Consider the following 20,279-nt stretch of genomic DNA (forward strand, 5'->3'; position numbering starts at 1 on the left):
GCGAAAAACAGGCCGTGACCCAGAGACAGCATGCCGGCGTAGCCCCATACCAGGTCCAGCGCCAGGGCGACGATGGCATAGCAGAGGATCTTGCCCACCAGCGTCAGGGTGTAGGCGGAAACATGAAAGGTACCCTCCGCCGGCAGCAGCGACAGCAGCGGCAACGCCAGCAGCACGGCGAGGATCACCACACCGGCTGCAATCGTGACCTTGGGGCCGGCCTTTTGCGTGGCCGTAAGCATCAATGGCTGGTTCATCAGTCGATCACCCGTCCTTTCAGTGCGAAGAGTCCTTGCGGGCGTTTCTGGATAAACAGAATGATCAGCGCGAGGATCAGGATCTTGCCGAGCACGGCGCCGATCTGAGGTTCGAGAATCTTGTTGGCAATACCCAGGCCGAACGCGGCCATGACGCTACCGGCCAGTTGGCCGACACCGCCGAGCACCACCACCAGGAACGAGTCGATGATGTAGCCCTGGCCCAGGTCCGGGCCGACGTTGCCGATCTGGCTCAATGCGACGCCTCCCAGGCCAGCGATGCCGGAGCCGAGACCAAAGGCGAGCATGTCCACCCGTCCGGTGGGCACGCCGCAGCAGGCGGCCATGTTGCGGTTCTGGGTGACGGCGCGCACGTTCAGGCCCAGGCGTGTCTTGTTCAGCAGCAGCCAGGTGAGCGCTACCACGAACAGCGCGAAGGCGATGATGACGATGCGGTTGTACGGCAGCACCAGATTGGGCAGTACCTGGATGCCTCCGGACAACCAGGCAGGGTTGGACACTTCGACGTTCTGTGCGCCGAACACCAGGCGCACCAGTTGGATCAGCATCAGGCTGATGCCCCAGGTGGCGAGCAGGGTTTCCAACGGTCGGCCATACAGATGACGAATGACGGTGCGTTCCAGGGCCATGCCGATGGCCGCGGTGACGAAGAACGCCACCGGCAGCGCGATCAACGGGTAGAACTCGATAGCAGCAGGCACATAACGCTGCATCATCAGTTGCACCACATAGGTCGAATAGGCGCCGAGCATCAGCATCTCGCCATGGGCCATATTGATCACGCCGAGCAGGCCGAAGGTGATCGCCAGCCCCAACGCCGCCAACAGCAGGATCGAGCCCAGGGACATGCCGCTGAATGCCTGGCCGAGGATCTCGCCCATCATCAGTTTGCGCTTGACCTGGGCCAGGCTGGTTTCGGCGGCGGTGTGCACGGCGGCATCGGTTTCTACGCCTGGTGCAAGCAGCGCTTCGAGGCGAGTGCGGGCCAGCGGGTCACCGGTGCTGCCGAGCAAGCGCACGGCAGCCAGACGCACCAACGGGTCACTGTCCACCAGTTGCAGGTTGGCCATGGCCAGGCTCAGGGCGCTGTGCACATCCTCATCGGTCTCGGCGGCGACCTGCTGGTCGAGGAATTTCAACTGCGCGGGTACTGCGCTTTTTTGCAGGGTGCGCGCGGCTGCCAGGCGCACCTTGGGGTCGGCGGCGAGCAACTGCTGGCTGGCCTGGACGTTATTGATCAAGCCGCGCAGGCGGTTGTTCAGGCGTACGGTCCTGGCCTCGCCATTGAGTGTGAGTTGTCCTTGTTGCAGCGCGTCCACCAGCTCGATGCGCGCCGGGTCGGGCTGGGCGGCCCAGTCCTGGAGCAGCTTGGCTTGCTGTGTCGGGTTGGCGGCGAGGAAGTCTTCGGCGTCGCCTGCATATGCCGCCAAAGGCAGCAACAGCAGCAATGCCAACAAGCAGCGTGGGAGGGCAGTAGGCATAACACAATGTCCTAGTCATGCGCGGTCAACACTGTGGGAGGGGGCTTGCTCCCGATGGCGGTGTGTCAGGCATGCATGTATCACTGACCCGCCGCCATCGGGAGCAAGCCCCCTCCCACATTTTTGATCTGTGGTGGGCTTTAGTTGCTCTTCACGGCATAGTCCGGCTTTTTGTCATTGCCCGGAATGTAGGGGCTCCACGGCTGCGCCCGAATCGGCTCTTGGGTCTGCCACACCACCGAGAACTGCCCGTCGGCCTGGATCTCGCCGATCATCACCGGCTTGTGCAGGTGGTGGTTGGTCTTGTCCATGGTCAGGGTGAAGCCCGACGGTGCAGCGAAGGTCTGGCCACCCAGGGCCTCACGCACTTTGTCGACGTCGGTGGACTTGGCTTTCTCCGCCGCCTGCGCCCACATATGGATGCCCACGTAGGTGGCTTCCATCGGGTCGTTGGTCACGGCTTTGTCAGCGCCTGGCAGGTTGTGTTTCTTGGCGTAGGCTTTCCAGTCGGCGACGAACTTCTGGTTCACCGGGTTCTCCACCGACTGGAAGTAGTTCCACGCCGCGAGGTTGCCCACCAGCGGTTTGGTGTCGATGCCGCGCAGTTCTTCTTCACCAACGGAGAACGCCACCACCGGTACGTCGGTGGCCTTCAGGCCCTGGTTGGCCAGCTCCTTGTAAAACGGCACGTTGGAGTCGCCATTGACGGTGGAGACCACCGCGGTCTTGCCGCCAGCGGAGAACTTCTTGATGTTGGCAACGATGGTCTGGTAATCGGCGTGGCCGAATGGGGTGTAGACCTCTTCGATATCTTTGTCGGCCACACCTTTGGCATGCAGGAACGCGCGCAGGATTTTGTTGGTGGTGCGCGGGTACACGTAGTCGGTGCCGAGCAGGAAGAAGCGCTTGGCGCCGCCGCCTTCTTCGCTCATCAGGTACTCCACCGCCGGGATCGCCTGCTGGTTCGGCGCCGCGCCGGTGTAGAACACGTTCGGCGACATCTCTTCGCCTTCGTACTGCACCGGGTAGAACAGCAGGCCGTTGAGTTCTTCGAACACCGGCAATACCGATTTGCGCGATACCGAGGTCCAGCAGCCGAACACCACGGCCACCTTGTCCTGGGTCAGCAACTGTCGACCTTTTTCGGCGAACAGCGGCCAGTTGGAGGCGGGGTCCACCACCACCGGCTCAAGCATCTTGCCGTTCACACCGCCCTTGGCGTTGATCTCGTCGATAGTCATCAGCGCCATGTCTTTAAGCGAAGTCTCGGAGATCGCCATGGTCCCGGACAACGAGTGCAGGATGCCGACCTTGATGGTCTCGGCGGCCTGCACGGTCCAGGACAAACCCATCGCGACAATGGATGCCGACAAAGTAAAAGCCTTGATCAAGCTACGACGCTGCATGGTGCGATCTCCGTAAACCGATATTTTTATGGGGCAGATACACCGGACTCTGCAAAGGCTGTGCCTGCGGCGCAAACCACCGGTGTCTTTGATCGATTGCTGCGGGCGTTGGCAAGGGCGTGCACTAGCTTGGCGCCGCAATACCCGCAAAGTGCATGCAGGGCGCTAAAACGGGGCATGAAGATAGATATGCAGCGCAAACACTGTGCAGGGATGCTCCAGCATGGGGGTTCAGGTAAGGCGTACGCGATGCGCCTTCGCTCCTTTTTCGCGAGAGCTTTTATGGACAAAACCCCCGGTACAGCAGCCCACCCGTCAAACCAGGCCGTGCATTTGCCGCCTCTGAGCCCGCCTTTTATCAGTGCCGACGACGCCGCTTGCTGGGCACATGCCGCTATCGGGCAGCGCCGCGATGTCGAGTATGGCGGCGTGATTCTCAAGCGCGGCGGCCGCTATTACGCTACCGACCCTGTGGCGGACCAACGCAACAGCTTTGATCATGGGCTAGTGTTGGCCAAGGACAGCGACGGGCACTTCATTGGCCCTGACGATTATGTCGCCGAGGCTTTCTATCATTCCCATCCTGCCGATGCCGCGCAAATCCAGGGCATGTTTCCCAGCTTCACGGCCGACCAGGTGCTGCTTTTCAACAACTACTATTCGGTGGCGGACCAACTCTTCAGCTTCAGGCAGCGGGCGTTCGCCAAGACCCACTATTTTTCCGGGCCGGATAACGTGTTGCTTAAATACGTCAGCAACGGTTCTGCGACGGAAAAAAAACTGGAGCAGCAGTTGCGTGATGGGACGCTTGAACCCAGCAGCGATTTTGAACATCTGATCTGGAAACTGGCCGAGGCCGGCGAACTCTGGGTGGTGATCGCGAACCCTGTGTGGGGCGGCGTTCGCGGCCGTATCACCCGCGGCTGGCGGATCAGGACGCCGGCGACAGTGGTGCAGCAACTGCCATTTTTCACGGCGGTGTTTCCAACCCCTGGAGCTGCCGTGTTGCGTGCATTGTTGCTCGCCGGTGCGCCTGACCAGGGCGCCAAGGTAGGCTTTGTGCTCAAGCACAGCCGTGAGGAGGCCTACGTTGCGACCTTGGCGTTGCCCAAGCGTCACCCGCTGTTCTCGCTCGACGGGGTGTTTGCTAAAGGCCCCGTCGGCAAATTTCGATTACCTTCCCATTACCGGCTGGAGGCCATCTACTTCACCAGTTTCTACCGGACCCATGAAGTCGCGGCGCGGGAAAAGTGGCTGGCCAGTACTTTCTTTACACCGGCGCAGATAGTGGCGGCGACCCGTCAGGCGCGGGCGACCCTGGAGATCCAGAACACGGGTCGTGGATTGTTCCTGTATATGCGAGCCTCGGACGGTGCCCTGCTGGCATTCAAGGTGCCCGAGGCCACACCCACCAGTGAGTTGGTCCGGCAGGGCAGGGGGGGCGAGTTGAACGACAACGGTGCACAGGCCGCGCTGCTCAGTGGCACCCTGAGCCCGCGCGACTATGTGCGCAGGGTCATTGCGGCAACCGAACTGTCGGTGGTGCAGGCCGGTGGCTTGTGGCGCAAGGTGGGCAGTGTGGATAACCGCTCCGACCTGTTGACGTCGTTCTACACGGCGACCTTGAGCCGCTCGTTTCTCTCGGCACGGGATGCGGCAGTGTATGCCCATGAGCAAATTGGTAACTGGCGCGATCACTACTACGGTGGTTATGTGCTCAAGGGGGAAGACGGTCGCTTTGTCATTACCGAACCCATCGCCAGCGCCGCCAACCCCTTTGCCTTTACGTTGTTTTTCCCTCTGGGCCACGCCGGGCCGTTGATCCCACCAGAACCCTATGTGCTGTATGCGCGCTACGGCTCGCACCTGGCGCTGTCGATGGCCGACCCGGTGGCGGTCGCGCAGCGCGGCTGGACCCGCGATGAGGCGCAGATCAACCAGCAAGTGTTCAGCACCGCCGAAATCTACTCGATCATCCCGGCTGGCCGGCCCGCGTATCTGTCGGGGGCGCAGGACTGCCTGTTGGAATACACCCCGAACAACTCGTCCCAGGAAATGTTGCTGTTGGCCAACCTCGGCCCGCAGGCCGGTAGAGACAGCCTCGGTAAACGCCTCGACAGCGGGCGTATCAAACCTGCCGATTGGGTCTGGCGTCTCGCCGAGGCGGGAGACTTCAGGATTATTCAAGGCAATGCGTTTTGGGGGCCGCGCTCGGTGGTCTACAGCGACTGGGCGCCCAACTATACCTACGCCCCTCGATCGGGCCCACCTGACTACGTCACCTACGGCGCGGTGTACGCCAGCGCCGATGAGGCTGCGCGCAACCTGCATGGGCGGGTGCACGGGCGCAATTTCGCCGATTCGGCCTGCTTTGCGTTCATCCTCAAGCACAAAGACCAGGAGCAGTACATTGCCAGTGAAGTCGTGGGCGTCACAGCCCCGAACAGGCTGTTCAATCTCAATCGTTTGTTTGAACGTAAGGATGGTGGCAGCTATCGCCTGCCCGACGGGTTTGTGTTGCACGGGCTGTTTCGCTCGCAACAATGGTCGCCTTCCGGATTGAATACGTCGAACGCGTGGCTGACGCTCTTTTTTGTCACGCCGGATGTGCTGTATACCGCGCTCTATGCCGCTGAACGAACGGGTGTGAAAAAACCGCCGATGTACTTTTCAACCCTTGATGGCGCGCTGTTGCGTTATGTTCCCGCCCCCCTTGATGTAAGCAGTGGCGGCCCGGCAGATACCTTATTGACACAGGCACAGGAACAGTTGAACTCCGGTCAGACGACCCCCCAGGACTTTCTCAGGGAGTGGGCGCTCAAAGGCATGCTCCATGTGGTACGTACCAGCCAGTACTGGGATAAACCAGGCTTGGTCGCCCCCACATCGGCCGGTTATGAAACCTTGATGCCGCGGCGGTTGAGCCCCTCCTTCGCCAGTGCCGATGATGCGGCCCGCCATGCTGCCGGGAGGCTCGACAATGGCTATCGTCGTGCCTATGGCGGCGTGGTCCTCAGGCTGGTCAATGGGCTGTTCGCTTCGACCGAGCCCCTGGCGCTGCCGCCTCAGGGGTTTGCCCTGAATTGGATCTACCCTGAGCAGGCCGTCGCGGCGGGGCTGTATCCGGGAGGCAGTACGATTGTGGCGCGGTATCGTTCCCTGGTGAACCAGGAGGTACCGCTGCTGTTGTCCGCGACTCAAAAAGCCATCTACCAAACCATGATACCGAGTGCAGTGCTGGGATCCTTCTTGCACCGTGAGCGCCATCTCAACCGGGAGTACGTATTCGGCGCAAGGGGCTCGATCCTCAGTTACCAACTGTCCAGCGCCGCCGAAGAGTCGTTGCTCATGCAGCGTCTGGCACCCCTGAACCCGGTGAGGGCGGATTACGGCGATAACCTCATAGAACAGCAAATACGCGGCGGGGCGCTCTTGCCGCAGGACTTTGTGACTGAGGTGGCGAAGGCTGGTCAATTGCGTGTGCTAGAGGGGGATCAGGTATGGGGGCCGCCAAGAACGCTCATGGCGAGATTCTTACCGAATCAACCTCAAGTCAACGCCAGGGATATTCGCGCGGTGTTCCTCGATCCGCCCTGCGGTCCCCTCTTCACCCAGGCGTACGATGCTGTCCGTTACGCCCAGCGTTTGGGCAAACCGCACACAGACGTGGCGTTCGGTTACGTACTGAAGTCAGTGAGCAAGCCGCTGTACATGACAACCTTGGCACTGGTTCGAGAAAACTTTGCCGACTTCAGGCAGGTATTTGTCGACGGGAAATTGCCTCAGGGCTATGTGATTGAGGGCCTGTATCTTTATGCTTCCAACGTTGCCATCGCCGCTGCGGATGATGAAATGGCGCACAGTTTCTTCCCGCCCCATCGCATCGCCAGCGCGCTCAACTTCCTCACTTATGCACGCAACGGTGATATTTTTCCGCTTTATTTGCTGTGTGCTGACGGTGCGTTGCTCAAGTATGTATTTCCCAAAAGCGCGCCGCTGTATCCGGTGACCGGTGAGGCACATTTGGACCGCACGAAGCTGCTTGAGGGCACCCTCAAAGTGCGCGATTACGTGCGTCGCCTGGCGGGTGCCGGAGCGCTGGATATCCGAGTAACCAGCGAAATCTGGGGCAAGGTCGAGCGGGTTACTGGCGAATGGGCACCGAAACAAGCCCCCCATGCGTTTGCCGACGATCCTTATTTTCATTCGTTTTGCGGGCCGCTGTTTCTTTACCCCGATGATGCGGCCCGTTATGCCCAGGACTTGGTGGCACCGTTCAAGACCAAGCAGTACCTGGGCGCGGTACTGAAGCCGGAGAGTACACAGGGGTATGTGGCGATCGATCCGGTGGAGGAACAGGACGCAGGCGGTGTAACGACCCTGGCGCGGTTATTCCGCGGCGCTCATGCCGGGCTGGACGTACCTTTGGGCAATATACTGAGCACCTATAAGATTGCCGCTGTGCAACTCTTCTATCAGTCCATTCGTTCAGCCTCCAGCTTTGAGCAGTTAGACCAGGCGCTGTTGCACAACTTCGTTTCCAAAGACGACCTGCGCAACGCTGTGTCGGTGGTCAAGAATAATGTTCCCGATGCCAAGAGTTGTTACCTCTCCTGCCGAGGCGGTGCTCTGCTCAAATATGTACCGGCCTTTACCCAAGCTGAAACCACGCTGCTCAGCCCGGGTTCACCTCCGGACCCTAAAGTGCTGATCAGTCGGCTGAGGGCTCAAGGCAGTCTCTCGGTGCTGGTTACCGATGCCTTCTGGACGCGGGCGGGCGTATTGGATGCGCAGTGGAGCGTCAACGAGGTGCGCGAGCCACAAATCGATGAGTTCTGGTATGCCCGGGAAAAAGATGAGCTCTGATTTCAACGCCTGCGCATCAGGCCGATAAAAAACAGCCCGCCAATCGCTGCCGTCGCCACGCCAATCGGCAGGTCTTCGGGGGCGATCAGGGTACGTGCCGCGACGTCGACCCACACCAGGAACACACTGCCCAGCAGCACGCACACCGGCAGCAAGCGCCGATGTTCGGCCCCCACCAGGCGTCGGGCGATGTGCGGCACCATCAGGCCGACAAAGCCGATCGAACCGCTGATAGATACCAGCACGCCGGTCATCAGCGACGCGATCAGAAACACCTTGAGCCGCACATTGCGGGCGTTCAAGCCCAGGGTCACGGCAGTCTGTTCACCGGCCATCAAGGCGTTGAGCGGGCGCGCCATGCCCAGCAGCAGGGCCAGCCCCAAGACCACCGTGATGGCGGGAATCGACAACAGTTCCCAGCGCGCCAGACCCAGGCCGCCGAGCATCCAGAACATCACCGCCGAAGCGGCGCGGTGGTCGCCCATGAACAGCAGCAGGTTGGCCACTGCCATCATCACGAATGACACCGCTACACCGCACAGCAGCAGGCGGTCACTGTCCAGGCGGCCGTTGCGGCTGGCCACGGCCAGCACCACCAGCATGCTCAGCAGCGCACCGACAAACGCGGCGATGGGCAAGGTCAACAGGCCGATGATCTCACCCACATGCAGCACCACGATCACCGCGCCGAGGGTGGCGCCGGAGGTCACGCCGAGCAGGTGCGGGTCGGCCAGCGGGTTGCGCGTGACCGCCTGCAACACCGCGCCGATCAACGCCAGCCCGGCGCCCACCAGCGCCCCCAGCAGCATGCGCGGCACACGAATCAGCCACACGATATGTTCCTGGCCCATGCTCCAGTCTACGGCACCCATACCGAACGCCTTGTTCAGCAGAATCCGCCCTACCACGTCCACCGGCACCCGCGCCGAGCCAAACCCCAGGGAGACTACGCAGGAGACCAGCAACAACGTGCCAAGGGCGCTCAACAGCAGCAGGTAGCGACGGGTGATCATTCGCCGTGGAACCCCTTGGCCAGGGCTTCAACGGCCAGCACATTATCGATACCCGGCGTGGCCTGCGCGTAGGGGATCACGATAAAGCGCTGGTGTTTGATCGCGTCCACCGCTTGCAGGGCCGGGTTGTTGAGCAGGAACTGCTTTTTCTGCTCGGCAGTGATTTGGCTGTAGTCGACGATCACGATGACCTGCGGGTTGCGCTCCACCACGGTTTCCCAGTTGACCCGGGTCCAGCTGGCATCGACGTCATCGAGGATATTGCGCCCGCCGGCGACGTCGATCAGCGCTTGTGGCATGCCCAGGCGGCCCGAGGTCATGGCGCGGTCTTCGCCGCTGTCATACAGGAACACCCGTGGCTTATCGGCGGGCAGGTCTTTTTGCACTTCGGCCACCTGTGCCTGCATCTGCGCGATCAAGGCATTGGCGCGCTCCTGCACGTCGAAGATCCTGCCCAGGTTGCGCAGGTCGTTATAGGTATCGTCCAGGCTCGCAGCCGGGCGCTTCATCACGAACGCGCATGACTCGGTCAGCTCATACACATTGATGCCCAAGGGTTGCAGGGTGTACGGCGTGAGGTCGCCGCCCACACGCATGCCGTAGTCCCAGCCGGCGAAGAAGAAATCCACATTGGCGTTGAGCAGGGTTTCCACCGACGGGTATTTGCTCGCCAGTTCCGGCAGGCCGTCGAGAGTCGTGGCCATGTCCGGCGGCACTGACTTCCAACCGCTGACGCCACTGTAGCCGGCCATGTGTGGCTTGAGACCCAGGGCGAGCATCATCCGGGTCATGTTGATGTCGTGACTGACTGCGTGTTGCGGGGCTTGCTGGAAGGTCACGTCGCGGTTGCAGCTCTGGATGGTCAGCGGGTAACGGGTGGCTTCGGCGAACGCTGGGGCAGTGGCGAGCAGCAGGGTGAGCGACAGCAGGGCGCGCAGGGTCATGGTTGGGTTATCCAGGTGATTCGGGGGTAGCCGGCCAAGGGGTGAGTGTCGATCAAGGCTTCGACGCCAAACACCTCGCGCAGCAATGCGGTGGTCAGCACGTCGTGAGGTGTGCCGCTGGCCACGATGCGCCCGTGGTTGATCACGTACAGACGATCACAGAAGGCCGCCGCCAGGTTCAGGTCGTGGATGCTCGCCAGGATGCCGATGTCCAGGCGCTTGACGAGTTTTAACAGCTCCAGCTGGTAGCGTGGGTCGAGGTGGTTGGTGGGCTCATCGAGGATCAACAGTTGGGGTTGCTGGGCCAGGGCGCGGGCGAGGATGACGCGCTGTTTTTCCCCGCCCGAGAGGGTAGCGAAGGCATGATCTGCGAAATCCTGCATGTCGACCGATTCCAGCGCGTGCCGGATCAGTTGCCCGTCGTGCAACGTGTCGCTGTCAAACAACCCCTTGTGGGGCGTGCGGCCCATAGCGACCACTTCATCCACCCGCAAGCCGAAGGCGTCAGGGAATTCCTGCAGCACTACGGCGATACGTTGTGCGCACCACTTTGCGCTTTGCTTCCAGACGTTCTGGTGTTCAAGTGACACATCGCCATGCTCCGGCCGGGTGAACCGGTAGGCGCAGCGCAGCAGGCTGGTCTTGCCACTGCCGTTGGGCCCGATCAGCCCCACAAACTCCCCGGCAGCGACGCGCAGGCTGGCGTCACGCAGTTGAAACTGGTGATGGCAGTGGTCGTGACCGGGAGGGGCCCAGCCAAGTTCGCTGAGGGTGAGTGAGGTCATCAGTACTCTCAAGTCCCACATGGGGTTTGTGTTTTATTCAGTTAGAAGGTGTAGTCAGCAGTGACGAACAACGAGCGCGGCTCACCCAGGATCCACTGCTGCCCATCGTTGTACTGGCTGACCGCATACGTGCGATCGAACAGATTATTCAGTTGCAAGCCCAGCGTGGTATTGCGCATCGCCTTCCACGACAGCGTGGCATCCACCACGGTGTAGCTCGGAAGCTCGTTCTGGTTGGCCATGTCGGCATAACGGGCGTCGACGTAACGTACACCGGCACCGGCCCGAACGTTGTCGGTCACGGCCTTGCTCAGCCACAGGTTGGCGGTGCGGCGCGGCACGTCCACCGGGCGATTGCCATCACGGGAAACCTGCACACCGCCGACGTCCTGCTTGAAGTCGTCATACTGCGCCCGCACGATGGCGGCGTTGGCTTGTAACTGCCAGGCGCCGGGCAGTTGCAGGTCGAGGCTGGCTTCCAGGCCGTTGGAGGATTGTTGGCCGACTTGTTGCTTGAGGTCCGGGTCGCCCGGCACGTCAGTCAGCAGTTTCTTCTTGACGATATGGTAAGCCGCCAGGGTCCATTCACCGCGTGTGTCCCAGAACGCTTGTTTGATACCGACCTCGGTCTGCCTGGCAGTGGACAGGTCAAACTGCTGCTGGCTCGGACTCAGGGAAATCAGGCCGCCGACGCCATCGGTGCTGGTGGCGTATTGACCGTAGACCGAGGTGTCCGGGGTGATCGCATAGACCAGGCCGGCTTTCCAGTTATTACCGGTGAGGGTCTTGTCGGATTGGCTGCCGTTACGCAGGTCGTCGCGGTCGATGTGTGCGTAGTCGCGGCGGATGCCGGTGATCAGCGCAAGTTTATCCGTGAGCTGCAGGCGGTTTTCCGCAAAGCCGGCGACCGTTTTGGTAGTGGTGGCGAACACCGGTTTGAACGGGTCCTGGCTGGAAAACGGCGCAGGCGTGGGGTGATGCAGGTCGATGGGTTGGCCGTTTTTCAACACGTCATTGAACGGCGTATTGCTCGCCAGGCGGAAGCGAATGCGGTTGTATTCCACGCCCGCCACGGTCTGGCTGTCGAGGCCGAACAGGCTGTGCTTGAAGGTGAAGGTCTGTCGATCACCCACCTGTTCCTGATTGTGCTTGATGCCGAAGTTGCCGCTGCGGATCAGCTGGCCGTTGGCGAAGTTGTAGTTCTCGGCGTTCTGCCAGCGACGCTGGTTTTTCAGGTAGTACAGCTCGTTGGTCGCGCTGAGGTTATCGCTCAGTTGCCACTCGCTGGTCAGGCGCGTCCACTGATCGTTGTAGTGCTGGGTGTCGTTGCTGACGTTGTAGTTCTTGTCGCGCAGGCCCTTGTGCAACTGGCCATTGATCAGTGGCGTGCCGAAGTAGTTTTGCGGGCGCTGGTCGCCGTAGTCGCTGGCCAGGGTGAAGCTCAGGTTGTCGGCGGGCTGCCAGCGCAGGGCGCCGCTGATGAAGTCACTGCTGGAGTCGCCACGGTCGATAAAACCGTTGCTGCGCAGACGGTTGAGGTTCAGGCGATAGCTCAGGGTATCGGTCAGCGAGCCGCCGCTGTCGAGTGCCTGCTGCTGGCGGTCGTAGGAACCGTAGCCGAAGCGGATGTGGTTTTCGATCTGGCCCGTAAAGGGCTTTTTCGAAATCGTATTGACCACTGCGCCGGTAGCGCCTTCGCCGTACAGCACTGAGGCCGGGCCGCGCAGTACGTCCACCCGTTCCACGGCCCAGGTGTCCACCGGGAAGGTTGAGGTGCCCATGCCGGTGTACATGCGGTTGCCGTCGTAGAGTTGCATCACCGAGCTTTGGCCGGTAAAGCCACGGGCCTGCAGCGAGGTGCCGCCATCCCCTGGCGTGCCGGTGCGGCTGATGCCGGTGGCGCGGGAAATGGCGTCCTGCACGCTGACGTCGCCCCGTTCGCGGATCTGCGCGCCGGTCTGGCTTTCAACGCTCCCCGGGGTTTGCATTGCCGTCAGATTCAGGCGCGAACCGGCGGTGGTCGTAGTGTTCAGATCGACACGTTCGTCATCCACTGCCGGCGCGGTGATGGGGCTGGCGGGCAGGGTCAGGGCCTGGGCATTGGTATGCAGGGCGAGCAGGCACAGGCCGCTCGCAAGGTAATTGTTCATCGGTCGATCAATCGCTTCTTGGCAGGTACTCGCCGCAGGGAGCGGCGAGTAACGATAGCGCAGAAAGTGTTATAAGTTAACACTTATCGGTTGCGGGGCAAAAGTCCGCATAAGGCTACAGAGGCGCTCTGGAATGGGCATCTCGCCTGTTTCATGCTGAACCTGAGGCAGATTCACCTTGACCAAAAAAGCGCGACAGCACCAGGCGATCCAAGGCCCATACCAGTATCAACGACGCCCCCACCAGCGGGAAAACGATCGCCAGCCCGAGCATGATCACCATCGCGGTTTTCCACTTCGGTAAGTCATGGCGCAGTGGCGGCACACCCAACCCACCCTGTGGCCGGCGCTTCCACCAGATCACCACGCCGCTGACAGCACTGAGCAGGATCATCAGGCAGATCAGCAGCACGATCAGTTGGTTGACCCAGCCGAACATCTTGCCTTCATGCAGCATTACCCCGGTCTCGGTGGCGCGTGCGACGAGGTTGTAGTGTTGCCAGCGCACATCGGCGAGGACCTTGCCGGTGTATTGGTCGATATGCAGGGTGGCGTCATTGCGCGGGTCGTTGGCAAACACGGCGACGGTGAACACGCCGGTGGCGGTGGTGGGGAAGGTGATGCTATAGCCGGGCTCGACCTTGCGTGCCTTGGCCAGGTCGACCACCTGTTGCAGGCGCACGGTCGGTGCGGCAGGGCCCGAGTGCATGTCGCCATGGTTCATGTGTTCGGCATGGTCGCCGGACATCGGCATCGGCGTGTTTTCGATGGCCCAGGGCACGGTCTGTTGGCTGGCGCTGTTGAGCATGCGCGCCTGCTGATCGGATTGCGGCACGTCGGTCCACATCGCCGCCGGAAAGGTGTTCCACAGCTCGGCATATTGCTTGCCCCAGAAGCCGGTCCAGGTCATGCCGCTGAGCAGCATCACCAACAAGAAAGCCGCGCCCCAGAAACCGACGACAGCGTGCAGGTCACGCCAGAGCAGTCGGCCCCGACTTTGCAAACGAGGCCACAGCACACCGGCCGATGACTTGCCGCGTGGCCACCATAGGTACAGGCCGGACACCACCAGCATCACGCCCCAGCCGGCGGCGAGTTCGATCAGGCGATCACCGAGGGTGCCGATCATCAACTCGCCATGCAGGGCGCGGGCAATGGCTTGCAAGTTGTATTTGGCGTCCTGTTCACCGAGTACGTTGCCGCGATAGGGGTCGATGAACAGCGTGACTTCGCGCCCGTCTTTTTGCATGACGAACTGCGCGCTGCTGGTGGCGTCGACCGGGGGCAGGTACTTGCTGATCGCAGCCTGGGGGTAGGCGGTCTTGGCCCGTTGCAACAGCTCATCGGCACTCAACGCGTGTTCGGCGGCAGGCACGTTGAGCAGGTCGGCGTACATCAGCGGGTCGAGCTGGGGCTTGAACAGGTAGATGATGCCGGTCAGGGCCAGCAGCACCATGAAGGGGGCGACGAAGAGGCCGGCGTAGAAGTGCCAGCGCCAGGCCAGGTTGTAGAAGGAGATCTTTGGTGTGCTCATCAGGGGCTCCGCAAGGCTTTGGTTTTTTTGTGTCAGTTACACCGCCATCGGGGGCAAGTCGAATCGTCGCACCGCCCCTCCCACATTTGACTGTATTCACAAATCAGCGGGTGGGAAGGGGGCTTGCCCCCGATGCTTTTAGAAGCTCATATCCACCTTGGTCCAAAGCGTACGCCCCGGTTCCTTGATGGCCTGCGGGTCGTTGGCTGGGTAGCCGAACCCGGCGTTACCGGCCAGGTTCAAATGCTCGGCGTAGGCTTTGCCGAACAGGTTGTCGACACCGGTGCTGACCTTGAAGTTTTTATTGATGCGGTATGCGGCGTTCAGCGAGAACACGCCGAAGCCACCGCTCTTGTCGTAGTCCTTGCCGACCACGTTGCCTTTGTTCTGGTCGATGCGGTTTTGTGCCGCCACCACGCGCCACAAGGCGCCGGCACTCCAGTCGTCTTCGCTGTAGGTCAGGCCGAAACGGGCATCCAGCGGCGGCATTTGCGGCAGTGGCTTGCCATCGCTGCTGTTTTTGCCCCAGGCGTAGGCGAGACTGGCGTCGGCTTTCCAGTGAGCGGTCAGCTTGTAGGCCGCGCCCAATTCGCCGCCCATGATGCGCGCGTCGACATTGCGCGCCTGGGAGGTGGTGCCCATCATGCCGGGCCGGTAATCGAACAGAATGAAGTCGCGCACCTGGCCCACATAACCCGAGGCCCAGGCTTCGAGTTCGGCGGTTTTGTACTGCGCGCCGAAATCCAGCTGGGTGGTCTTCTCGGGCTTCACGCCGTCGAAGGCATTCACCGAGCCGGCCGCGCCGGTGTTGGGGGAAAATAGCTCCCAGTAATCCGGGAAGCGTTCGGCGTGGCCCAGGCCGGCATAGACCGTGGTGGGCGTGTCCTCCAGGTCATGTTCGTAGCGCACGAAGCCCGATGGCAGGGTGTCGGCGCGGGTGTCGTCGGCGGTCGGATTGGGGCGGGACATCATCCCCGAGCCGGTGCGTTGACGAAAATCCTTGGCCGAGGCGCGATCCAGGCGGGCGCCGGTGATCAGGCGGTCATTGTCGGCGGCGTACCAGGTCAGTTCGCCGAACACGCCGTAGTTGTGGAAGTTGGCGTCTTTGTTGCGCGGCAGATCCTTGTAGGTGTCGATGCCCATGCTGCTGCGTGCACGGTGTTCATTGGTCTGTGCATCCAGGCCGCCGATCAGTTGCACATCGGCCCAGCGCCAGGTCGCCTTGATGCGCGCACCGAGGGTGCGGCGGTCGACGTTGGAAGCCATGGGACCTGCCATCATGCCGGTGCCCGAGGGGACGCGCAGGCTGTAGTTGTCCATCACATGGTCGGCATAGTTGTAGTAGACCTGGGCCTCGATCTTATCCAGCACCTCGCCGATATTGGACTTCTCGAAACGCAGCCCGAGGCTTTCGCGCAGGAACTGCGAGCCATCCATGCCGCGCCCGGCGTAGCGTGCTTCACCATCGCCACGGCCGGCGGTGAGTTCCAGCAAGGTGTCAGCGTCGGGGGTGAAGCCCACCGCCACATCGCCATTCCACTTGTCATAACGCGATGCGACGGTGTCGTTATTGCCGTCCTTGTAGTCGTCGGCATGGGCCTGGTTGCCGATCACTCGAACATAGCCCAATGGCCCACCGGCAGCGGCATCGATGACCTTGTCGAAACGCCCGTTGGAGCCCGCCAGCACACTGGCGTTGACCCGCGTACCCAGCTCGCCGAATTGCTCCGGCTCACGGTCGAACAGGATGGTGCCGGCTGACGCACCCGGGCCCCAGAGCACGGTTTGCGGGCCTTTGATCACGGTCAGCTTGTCGTAGGTTTCCGGCGAAATGTACGAGGTGGGTGCATCCATCCGCCCCGGGCAGGCGCCGAGCATCATGCTGCCGTTGGTAAGGATATTCAGGCGCGAGCCGAACATGCCGCGCAGCACCGGGTCGCCGTTGGTGCCGCCGTTGCGTACCAGGGCGAAGCCGGGGATGGTCTTGAGGTAGTCGCCGCCATCGCTGGCCGGCACCGGTTGGCGTGGGTCTTTGGGGTTGGTGACAACAGTGAGTGGCGAGCTGGGGGCGATCGCAGTGATTACCGTGGGGCTCAGCTCGTGTTCGTGCGCATGGGCGCAGGGGGTAAGCAGTGCGCCGCACAGAACGGCGAAAACAGGAGCAGCGCCCAAACGGGTGTCAACAGAAAACCTGGACATGACAAATTCCATCAATCAATCGTAAACAACACGGCCAGCAGCCTGCGGCTGTCTGTCTAGAGTCGGCCGGGGTGAAGTAACGCTGTGAAAGTGTTTACGCAGTGATGGGCGGCGCGCGGCTGCGGGCGCCGGGGAAGATGCTCTGCCGGGCATGTCCCAGGCGGGTGGCGGGGGTGAGGGCATTGGCCGGCGGCGGGGTGCCGAGGTTGACGTAGGACACGCTGCCGGGCAGGGCCGGGCAGCTGAAGAGCAGGCTGCAATAGCCGCACTTTTCCCAGAGTACGTGGTGCTCGTCGGGTGCTTTGCTGGGCTTGGGCTCGCCGTGGCACTCGGGCATGTCCATGGACATACCGGCGTGATGATCCATCGGCATCGCTTGGGAAATCAGCGGACCGATAAAGATCATCAGCATGGCGAACAGGCTGATCCAGCTGCCGCGCATCAGGCGGCGGTGTGGAGATAACCTGGCGCGAGGGGCGCCCATCGGGTTGGTCTAGTGAGTGTGCTTATGCTCGTGCGTGGCCAACGGCGGGACCTTCTGCACCGCCACCTTCACCTCGACCTTGCCGGCTTTCTCGAAGGTCAGGGTCAGTGGGAATTGCTTGCCATCGGTCAACAGGCTGCGGTCTTTGAGGCCCAGCAGCATGACGTGATAGGCCATTGGCGCGAAGGTCAGCTCACCCTCGGCCGGTACGGCCACGCTGGGCACTTGCTGCATCTTCATCAGGTCGCCTTGCATCACATGCTCATGCAGCTCGGCTTTGTCTGCCACTGGCGTCTCGACACTCAGCAGGCGATCCGGTGTGGCCCCGGTGTTATGAATCACAAAGTACGCCGCGACAGTCGGCGCATTGGGTGGCAACTCCTGGGACCAGGGTTCGCTCACCATCAGGTCGCCGACCTTGTAGTCTTCGGCATTGGCAGCACTGAACACCGGCAGCAGCAACGCAGCCAGAAGCAGGGAAGATTTGAGCATGGCAGTTCTCCAGAACGGTTCTAAACGCAGTTCACTTGCGAAGAAGATCAGGCCGTTGGAGACGCTCGGGGATTAAGACTTGGCCACTGCTGGCGCGGAGTGGGATTTTGCAGGGACGGTGGCGGCAGGCTTTGCACCGCTTCAGCCCGCGTCACATACAACTGCGGCACATGCCCCGGCAGCGCCACCAACGGCGCCGAGCCCGAGCAACACCAGCAATGCTGCATGGCGGAGTGATCATCCGCCGGTGTTGGAATCTCCAGCTTGCCCAAGGCAATCGTCTTCAGGCTGGCGCCATTGGACGAGCAGAAACTACCCCACATCAGGCGCTTGACCGGGTCATCGGTCTGCTGCATCGCACTGGCCAACGGCATGGCAAACGCATTGAACAGCACTGCAAGGCAGGCGATCCAGGCAATTGCAAAGCGTTGACGGGCCATGGCGGATAATCCGTAGGGTTAAACGATCAGGGGGTATTTAGCCTGATCGGGGGTGATAAGTAAAAAAGGGCGGTGTGGTTTGGTGTCGCAGGGTTGAGGATAGACGGGGAATCGAGTGGGTGCCGATCTTCAAGGCAACGCATTCCAAATGTGGGAGGGGGCTTGCTCCCGATAGCGGTGTGTCAGCTACTCAATTGCTGGCTGAACCACTGCCATCGGGGGCAAGCCCCCTCCCACATTAGGTCCGTGTTGCTCAAAGGGTGTGTATTGCCTGTAGCGACGCAGCTACGGTGGTGAACTCTCGATCTACGGCAGGCAACACCGGCCGCTTCAACACCAACACCGGCACCCTACGCTCACGCGCCACTTCCAGCTTCGGCTCGGTGGCGGTGCTGCCGCTGTTCTTGCTGATCAGCACATCAATTGCGCGCCGTTCAAACAGCACGCGCTCGTCCTCGATCAGAAACGGCCCGCGTGCGCCGATCACTTCACACCGGTCATTGCCCGGATACACATCCAGCGCTCGCAGCGTCCAGAATTGATCGGCGGGAATCTCATCGAGATGCTGCAACGGTTCGCGACCCAGGGTGAACAAGGGCCGTTTGAAGGGTTTCAATGCCTCGATCAGCCCGGCCCAGTCGGAAACTTCCCGCCAGTCATCCCCCACTTGCGGCTGCCATGCCGGACGCCGCAACGCCCAGCAAGGTACACCGCACAACCTTGCCGCCTGGGCAGCGTTGCGGCTGATCTGTGCCGCGTACGGATGGGTGGCGTCGAGGATCAGACTGATGCGCTCATCGCGAACAAACTGGGCCAACCCTTCATGACCGCCGTAGCCGCCGACACGCACCTGGCAGGTAAGGTCGGTAGGCACACGGCCCACACCGGCCAAGCTGTAGATATGCTCCGGCCCCAAGCTACGGGCAATGGCCAGCGCTTCTGTCACACCACCGAGCAGCAGAATCCGTTTCATAGCGGCTTGACCACATCCAGCAGGGTGATCGGCAGCGCCTGGCGCCAGGTATCGAACTCGCCCAATGGCTGCGCCTGGGCGACATGGACGCGCGTCAGTTCGCCGCCATGCTCGGCGCGCCAGTTCATCAAGGTCATTTCGCTTTGCAGGGTCACGGCATTGGCAACCAGTCGGCCACCGGGGCGCAGGTGCTGCCAGCAGGTGTCGAGCACGCCGTCGCGGGTGACGCCGCCACCGATGAAGATGGCGTCCGGGGCTTCCAGGCCAAGCAACGCATCCGGGGCCTTGCCACGAATCAGTTGCAGGCCGGGCACGCCGAGGACGTCGCGGTTGTGTTCGATCAGGTTTTGGCGGCCCGCATCGGCTTCAATCGCCAAGGCGCGGCAGCTGGGGTGGGCGCGCATCCATTCGATGCCGATGGAGCCGCTGCCCGCACCCACATCCCAGAGCAGCTCGCCGGGCATCGGTGCTAGGCGGGCTAGGGTCATGGCGCGCACATCGCGCTTGGTCAGTTGGCCGTCGTGTTTGAACGCCGAGTCGGGCAGCCCAGCCAGACGCGACAGACGTGGTGTGTTGGCATCCGCCAGGCAGTCGATGGCGACCAGGTTCAAGTCGGCCACCGAAGCCTGCTCCCACGACTGCGCCAACCCGTCGATACGCCGTTCGTGTTCGCCACCCAGGTGTTCAAACACGCTCAATCGGCTGGGCCCATACCCAGCCTCAAGCAATAGCGACGCAATTGCAGCCGGGCTGCTGCCGTCATTGCTCAACACCAGCAAACGCACACCACTGGCCAGATGCGCATTGATCGCCGCGATTGGCCGGGCCACCACCGATAACGTCACCACTTCCTGCAACGGCCAGCCCAGGCGCACGGCAGCCAGCGACACCGAAGACGGCGCGGGCAAGATCAACAGTTCCTGCGCCGCCACCTGCCGCGCCAGGCTGGCGCCCACGCCATAGAACATCGGGTCGCCGCTGGCCAGCACGCACACAGGCTCGCCACGCCGCGACAGCACCGGTTCCAGGGAAAACGGGCTCGGCCAAAGTTGGCGCTCGCCACGGATACACACCGGCAACAGGTCCAATTGACGCTGCCCGCCTATAATCCGCGAGGCACGCAACAGGGCATGCCGGGCATTCCTGCCCAGGCCCTTGAAGCCGTCTTCACCAATGCCTACAACCGTCAGCCAGGGCGACATATCAATTCCTTGAACGACATCCGACGGGCAGG

At 61.9% G+C, this 20,279-nt stretch carries 14 protein-coding genes and 1 pseudogene; 1 reads left to right on the forward strand and 14 read right to left on the reverse strand.

The window, feature by feature from the left end; all coding sequences use genetic code 11:
• The 3 genes and pseudogenes from BLU48_RS00005 to urtA form a co-directional block, all read right to left on the reverse strand.
• Positions 1 to 257: pseudogene (locus tag BLU48_RS00005) on the reverse strand (urea ABC transporter permease subunit UrtC); the annotation flags it as partial.
• Positions 257 to 1,759, reverse strand: a complete 1,503-nt coding sequence (gene urtB, locus BLU48_RS00010; protein ID WP_057023386.1) for an urea ABC transporter permease subunit UrtB — start codon at positions 1,757 to 1,759, stop codon at positions 257 to 259. The gene urtB and the pseudogene BLU48_RS00005, both read right to left, overlap by 1 nt.
• Positions 1,760 to 1,899: 140 nt before the next feature.
• A complete protein-coding gene (urtA, locus tag BLU48_RS00015) occupies positions 1,900 to 3,165 on the reverse strand; it encodes an urea ABC transporter substrate-binding protein (protein ID WP_057023385.1) in 1,266 nt (421 codons plus the stop codon).
• Positions 3,166 to 3,447: 282 nt separating this feature from the next.
• On the opposite strand from urtA, the gene BLU48_RS00020 reads away from it, so the two are divergent.
• The gene (locus tag BLU48_RS00020; protein ID WP_057023384.1) at positions 3,448 to 8,031 is read left to right on the forward strand and encodes a DUF4329 domain-containing protein; all 4,584 of its coding nucleotides are present in this window, start codon (positions 3,448 to 3,450) and stop codon (positions 8,029 to 8,031) included.
• A gap of 2 nt (positions 8,032 to 8,033) precedes the next feature.
• Here BLU48_RS00020 and BLU48_RS00025 read toward each other — a convergent pair whose 3' ends face one another.
• The 11 genes from BLU48_RS00025 to BLU48_RS00075 form a co-directional block, all read right to left on the reverse strand.
• Positions 8,034 to 9,044, reverse strand: a complete 1,011-nt coding sequence (locus BLU48_RS00025; RefSeq protein ID WP_057023383.1) for a FecCD family ABC transporter permease — start codon at positions 9,042 to 9,044, stop codon at positions 8,034 to 8,036.
• Positions 9,041 to 9,988: an ABC transporter substrate-binding protein gene (locus tag BLU48_RS00030; RefSeq protein ID WP_057023382.1), complete on the reverse strand. Its 948-nt coding sequence runs from the start codon at positions 9,986 to 9,988 to the stop codon at positions 9,041 to 9,043. The genes BLU48_RS00025 and BLU48_RS00030 overlap by 4 nt, the downstream gene beginning before the upstream one ends.
• Complete coding sequence (locus BLU48_RS00035; RefSeq protein ID WP_057023381.1) at positions 9,985 to 10,773, reverse strand: ABC transporter ATP-binding protein; 789 nt, start codon at positions 10,771 to 10,773, stop codon at positions 9,985 to 9,987. The genes BLU48_RS00030 and BLU48_RS00035 overlap by 4 nt, the downstream gene beginning before the upstream one ends.
• A gap of 41 nt (positions 10,774 to 10,814) precedes the next feature.
• Complete coding sequence (locus BLU48_RS00040) at positions 10,815 to 12,923, reverse strand: TonB-dependent receptor (protein ID WP_057023380.1); 2,109 nt, start codon at positions 12,921 to 12,923, stop codon at positions 10,815 to 10,817.
• Between the two features lie 151 nt (positions 12,924 to 13,074).
• A complete protein-coding gene (locus tag BLU48_RS00045) occupies positions 13,075 to 14,457 on the reverse strand; it encodes a PepSY-associated TM helix domain-containing protein (RefSeq protein WP_057023379.1) in 1,383 nt (460 codons plus the stop codon).
• 138 nt (positions 14,458 to 14,595) lie between these two features.
• Positions 14,596 to 16,656, reverse strand: a complete 2,061-nt coding sequence (locus tag BLU48_RS00050) for a TonB-dependent copper receptor (protein ID WP_057023378.1) — start codon at positions 16,654 to 16,656, stop codon at positions 14,596 to 14,598.
• Between the two features lie 94 nt (positions 16,657 to 16,750).
• Positions 16,751 to 17,140: a DUF2946 domain-containing protein gene (locus BLU48_RS00055; protein WP_057023377.1), complete on the reverse strand. Its 390-nt coding sequence runs from the start codon at positions 17,138 to 17,140 to the stop codon at positions 16,751 to 16,753.
• 9 nt (positions 17,141 to 17,149) lie between these two features.
• Positions 17,150 to 17,632 carry a copper chaperone PCu(A)C gene (locus BLU48_RS00060; RefSeq protein ID WP_057023376.1) on the reverse strand — a complete coding sequence of 161 codons (483 nt, stop codon included), beginning with the start codon at positions 17,630 to 17,632 and terminating at the stop codon, positions 17,150 to 17,152.
• A 47-nt stretch (positions 17,633 to 17,679) separates the two neighbouring features.
• The gene (locus BLU48_RS00065; protein ID WP_057023375.1) at positions 17,680 to 18,072 is read right to left on the reverse strand and encodes a DUF2946 domain-containing protein; all 393 of its coding nucleotides are present in this window, start codon (positions 18,070 to 18,072) and stop codon (positions 17,680 to 17,682) included.
• Positions 18,073 to 18,325: 253 nt separating this feature from the next.
• Positions 18,326 to 19,045: a cobalt-precorrin-6A reductase gene (locus tag BLU48_RS00070; protein WP_057023374.1), complete on the reverse strand. Its 720-nt coding sequence runs from the start codon at positions 19,043 to 19,045 to the stop codon at positions 18,326 to 18,328.
• The gene (locus BLU48_RS00075) at positions 19,042 to 20,247 is read right to left on the reverse strand and encodes a bifunctional cobalt-precorrin-7 (C(5))-methyltransferase/cobalt-precorrin-6B (C(15))-methyltransferase (RefSeq protein ID WP_057023373.1); all 1,206 of its coding nucleotides are present in this window, start codon (positions 20,245 to 20,247) and stop codon (positions 19,042 to 19,044) included. The genes BLU48_RS00070 and BLU48_RS00075 overlap by 4 nt, the downstream gene beginning before the upstream one ends.
• Between the last annotated feature and the right edge of the window lie 32 nt (positions 20,248 to 20,279).

This window comes from Pseudomonas synxantha (assembly GCF_900105675.1).
Taxonomy (GTDB): Bacteria; Pseudomonadota; Gammaproteobacteria; order Pseudomonadales; family Pseudomonadaceae; genus Aquipseudomonas; species Aquipseudomonas synxantha.

Bases quoted from the DNA above. Each gene is read 5' to 3' on its own strand.
- urtB (WP_057023386.1), bottom strand. From the start codon at position 1,759: ATGCCTACTGCCCTCCCACGCTGCTTGTTGGCATTGCTGCTGTTGCTG.
- urtA (WP_057023385.1), bottom strand. From the start codon at position 3,165: ATGCAGCGTCGTAGCTTGATCAAGGCTTTTACTTTGTCGGCATCCATT.
- BLU48_RS00020 (WP_057023384.1), top strand. From the start codon at position 3,448: ATGGACAAAACCCCCGGTACAGCAGCCCACCCGTCAAACCAGGCCGTG.
- BLU48_RS00025 (WP_057023383.1), bottom strand. From the start codon at position 9,044: ATGATCACCCGTCGCTACCTGCTGCTGTTGAGCGCCCTTGGCACGTTG.
- BLU48_RS00030 (WP_057023382.1), bottom strand. From the start codon at position 9,988: ATGACCCTGCGCGCCCTGCTGTCGCTCACCCTGCTGCTCGCCACTGCC.
- BLU48_RS00035 (WP_057023381.1), bottom strand. From the start codon at position 10,773: ATGACCTCACTCACCCTCAGCGAACTTGGCTGGGCCCCTCCCGGTCAC.
- BLU48_RS00040 (WP_057023380.1), bottom strand. From the start codon at position 12,923: ATGAACAATTACCTTGCGAGCGGCCTGTGCCTGCTCGCCCTGCATACC.
- BLU48_RS00045 (WP_057023379.1), bottom strand. From the start codon at position 14,457: ATGAGCACACCAAAGATCTCCTTCTACAACCTGGCCTGGCGCTGGCAC.
- BLU48_RS00050 (WP_057023378.1), bottom strand. From the start codon at position 16,656: ATGTCCAGGTTTTCTGTTGACACCCGTTTGGGCGCTGCTCCTGTTTTC.
- BLU48_RS00055 (WP_057023377.1), bottom strand. From the start codon at position 17,140: ATGGGCGCCCCTCGCGCCAGGTTATCTCCACACCGCCGCCTGATGCGC.
- BLU48_RS00060 (WP_057023376.1), bottom strand. From the start codon at position 17,632: ATGCTCAAATCTTCCCTGCTTCTGGCTGCGTTGCTGCTGCCGGTGTTC.
- BLU48_RS00065 (WP_057023375.1), bottom strand. From the start codon at position 18,072: ATGGCCCGTCAACGCTTTGCAATTGCCTGGATCGCCTGCCTTGCAGTG.
- BLU48_RS00070 (WP_057023374.1), bottom strand. From the start codon at position 19,045: ATGAAACGGATTCTGCTGCTCGGTGGTGTGACAGAAGCGCTGGCCATT.
- BLU48_RS00075 (WP_057023373.1), bottom strand. From the start codon at position 20,247: ATGTCGCCCTGGCTGACGGTTGTAGGCATTGGTGAAGACGGCTTCAAG.